4 protein-coding genes are annotated in these 3,896 nt (G+C 54.0%); all 4 read left to right on the top strand.

Annotation, left to right across the window (positions count from 1 at the left end):
* Positions 1-121: 121 nt before the first annotated feature.
* Positions 122-757, top strand: coding sequence for a dTMP kinase (gene tmk / locus Q7V48_15180; protein MDO9212070.1), 636 nt, complete (start codon positions 122-124; stop codon positions 755-757).
* Between the two features lie 2 nt (positions 758-759).
* Positions 760-1,791, top strand: a complete 1,032-nt coding sequence (gene holB, locus Q7V48_15175) for a DNA polymerase III subunit delta' (GenBank protein MDO9212069.1) — start codon at positions 760-762, stop codon at positions 1,789-1,791.
* Positions 1,792-1,890: 99 nt separating this feature from the next.
* Positions 1,891-2,715 (top strand): stage 0 sporulation family protein, encoded by an 825-nt coding sequence (locus tag Q7V48_15170; GenBank protein MDO9212068.1) that lies wholly within the window; start codon positions 1,891-1,893, stop codon positions 2,713-2,715.
* On the top strand, positions 2,712-3,896 hold a 1,185-nt coding region (gene metG, locus Q7V48_15165), incomplete at its 3' end, for a methionine--tRNA ligase (GenBank protein ID MDO9212067.1). The genes Q7V48_15170 and metG, both read left to right, overlap by 4 nt.

The raw sequence follows: 3,896 nt of genomic DNA, 5'->3' as shown, positions 1-3,896 counted from the left end.
GAAAAAGGGTTTTCCTTTTTTATATTCCCGCTCTGCGCTATGCGGTATTCTAAAAAACTCTCCCAATTTGCTAAAACCCCTCAATTCGGGTATAATTTTATTATTTGAAACCGGAGGAAATTTGAGCCTTTTCATCACCTTCGAAGGAATCGAAGGATGCGGGAAAACTACCCAGATCGGCCACCTGTCCTCCTTCCTGCAAAAGATCCATCGATCTTTTCTCCTTACCCGCGAACCCGGCGGGACAGAGCTGGGGGAGCGAATCCGGCAGGTTTTGCTCTCTTCGGAAAGTGTGGGGATTGAACCTATGGCCGAGCTTTTCCTGTATGCCGCCGCCAGGGTGCAGCATATCCGCCAGGTCATCCTCCCGGCTCTTCAGGAAGGCAAAATCGTTCTCTGCGATCGATTCGCCGATGCTACGCTTGCCTACCAAGGTTATGGCCGAGGACTGGATAGGGAATGGATCGAAAAAATTCATTCCCGAACCATGGATAAAGTAACACCGGACCTGACGTTCCTTTTAGACCTGCCCGTGGAGGAAGGCTTGCAGCGGGCGTTTAAGCGAATGGAAAAACACGCCAGCAAAGAAGACCGCTTCGAAAAAGAAGCCCTCGATTTTCATCGCCGGGTGAGAGAAGGATATCTTGTTTTGGCCGAGGGTGAGCCCGAACGGATCATCATTCTGGATGGGATGAAAGATGAACAAACCCTGCATCGGGAAATCATCTCCTGTCTCCCCAGTGGGCTTCGAGGTTGATTATGCCCTTTGACCAAATTGGGGGACAGGAAAGCGCCTTAACCATCTTGCGCAACGCCTTGCGGAGCGGGCGGTTGGCCCATGCCTATCTCTTCCTCGGCCCCGACGGAGTTGGCAAACGCCTCACCGCCCTAACGCTGGCCAAAGCCATGAACTGCCAATCCCCTCCTGCGGAAGGAGAATCCTGCGCAAGGTGCTCATCCTGTATAAAAATTGATTCCTCCAACCACGCAGATGTGATCGTGGTGGAGCCCGCAGGCGAGGTCATCAAGATCGATCAAATCCGGGAACTGCAAAGACGTCTTCATTACCGACCATTGGAGGGGGGGAAACGGGCCTGTATCATCGACCCAGCAGACAGCTTGAATGAGGCCGCATCCAATGCTTTACTGAAAACTCTGGAGGAACCTCCTGACGAGACGCACCTGTTTTTGATTACCTCCCGGCCCCACCAACTTTTGCCGACGATCCTTTCGCGCTGTCAATGGGTGAAATTTAGGCCATTAGCCATCGGCCATATCGTTCAAATTCTGCAAAGGGTTCACTCCTGGCCAGAAGAAAGAGCATATTTTTTCGCTTCCCTGGCGGGAGGAAGCGCGGGAAAAGCTCTAGCCCTCAGCAATCGGGTGGATTTTCAGAAACGCCTGGACTGGTTGCGCACCTTCTCGGATGTATCCAGGAAAACCACGGAAGAGATTTTGGCAATTTGTGAGCGGGTGGCCAAAGAAGAAGAAGAGGTGAACGACCTGCTGGAACTCTGGAAACTTTGGGTCAGGGACTTGGTGGTATTCAAGGTCCAGGGAGAAGGGCCGGAGGGATCGGGGCTAAGGTTGATCAACCATGACTTGGCCCCGGAGGTTGCCGAGGAAGCCAAGAAGTATTCCTTCGACCGTCTGGACTCTTTTTTTGCACTCATCTCCGACATCCAAAAATCTATCGCCCAGAAAGCTAACCGGCAGCTGGCTCTGGAGACCTTGATGCTGGAGATGAAAAAAAATTCGGGAGGAAAGGAAATTTATTCTGGACGCAGATGAACGCAGAGAACCGCTAAGCGCTTAGCGCTATGCGCATGGCGTTTTTTAATTTTTGTTGGTGGCGTATATCTGCGGCAATCTGCGTCCCATAATAAAATCATGAAAGTTATCGGCGTAAAATTCAGGGACCATGGAAGGATCTACGATTACGATGCTACGGAGTTTACCGTGAAGGAGCGGGACATCGTGATGGTGGAGACCGAGCGCGGCCCGGAGCTTGGCTTTGTCGCCCGCATGCCCATGGAAAGGGGCGCGGCGTTTTTCTCCAAGCCTTTAAAAAAAGTCATCCGCCTGGCCGACGAGAACGACATGGAAAGAGGACGGCGAAACCTTTACCAGGAGCGGGAGGCCAAAAAGCTCTGTTTGGTAAAAATCCGGGAGTACAATCTCCCCATGAAATTGATCGGTGTGGACTCCTTCTTGGACGGCAGCAAAATTATTTTTTATTTCGTTTCGGAGGGGCGGGTCGATTTCCGGGCCCTGGTGAAAGATTTGGCCAGCGTCTTCAAGACCCGCATCGAGATGTGCCAGGTTGGCGTGCGCAACGAAGCCAAAATGATCGGCGGCCTGGGCGCTTGCGGACGGGAGTTCTGCTGTTGCACCTTCTTGAAGGAATTCGAGCCGGTATCGGTGAAGATGGCCAAGGAACAAAATCTGGCCCTGAATCCCCAGAAAATTTCCGGCGCCTGCGGCCGCTTGATGTGCTGCCTGGCCTATGAAATGGATACCTATACCGAGTTGAAGAAAAATTTGCCCAAAGTGGGCAAGAGGGTGGTCGCCCCTCAGGGAGCCGGAAAGGTCACCCAGCAAAACATCATCAGCCAGAAAGTTCGGGTGGCTCTGGATGATGGTAAAGAAGTGGAAGTGGGCCTGAATGAAATCCGGGAAGAATCGTTCTTCGAAAAATACAGGAAAGGGAAATGACCAGAATTTATTTCACCACGCCGATTTATTATGTGAACGCGGAGCCCCATATCGGCCATGCCTATACCACCATCGTGGCGGATGTGCTCAACCGCTTCTATAAACTGGCCGGGTACCAGACTTTTTTCTTGACCGGCACGGATGAACACGGGGACAAAGTGGCCCAGGCCGCCCGGGCCGCCGGGGAGACTCCCCAGTCTTACGCCGACCGCATCAGCGACCTTTTCCGGGAGCTCTGGCCCAAGCTGAACATCACCAACGACCGCTTCATTCGCACCACCGAAGAAGCCCATAAGCGGGTCGTCCAGCTCATTTTGCAAAAAGTTTACGATGCCGGGGACATCTACTTTGGCGAGTACGGGGGGCATTACTGCCGGGGCTGCGAGCGCTTCCTAACCGAAAAAGAACTGGCGGACGGAAAATGTCCGGACCACGGAACCGAGCCCGAGTTCATCAAGGAAAAAAATTATTTCTTCCGCATGAGCAAGTACCAGCAATGGCTGATTGAGCACATCCAGAACCACCCCGATTTCATCCGCCCGGAGCGCTACCGCAACGAGGTCCTGGCTTTCCTCCGCGAGCCTCTCGAAGACCTTTGCATCTCCCGGCCGAAAAGCCGGCTGGCCTGGGGCATCCCCCTGCCGTTCGATGCCGAGTACGTCACCTACGTCTGGTTCGACGCCCTGATCAACTATGTCACCGGCGTCGATTACCCCGACGGCGAACGATTCGGCCAATTCTGGCCGGTCTGCCAACATCTGATCGCCAAGGACATCCTCAAACCCCACGGCATCTACTGGCCGACGATGCTCAAGTCGGCTGGGATTCCACCCTACCAGCACCTGAACGTGCATGGTTATTGGATCGTCTCCGCATCCAAGATGTCGAAGACCCGGGGGAATATCGTCAAGCCCTTAGAGCTGAAGGATAAGTATGGCCTGGATGCGTTCCGCTACTTCCTCCTGCGGGAGATGCCTTTCGGCCTGGATTCCAATTTCAGCGAAACGGCCCTCATCGGTAGGATCAACGCCGACCTGGCCAATGACCTGGGGAACCTGCTCAGCCGCACCCTGGCCATGGTCGAGCGCTTCCGGCAAGGAGAGATTCCACGGGTAGGAGGCCTTGAAGAAATAGATCGGGAGTTGGCATCCGCCGCCTCGAGGGTGGCCGGTGATGCCGAG

This window comes from Deltaproteobacteria bacterium, assembly GCA_030654105.1.
Lineage (GTDB): Bacteria > Desulfobacterota > SM23-61 > SM23-61 > SM23-61 > JAHJQK01.
Note: the sequence above shows the minus strand (reverse complement) of the source record. Positions and strands in the feature narration are given on the sequence as shown.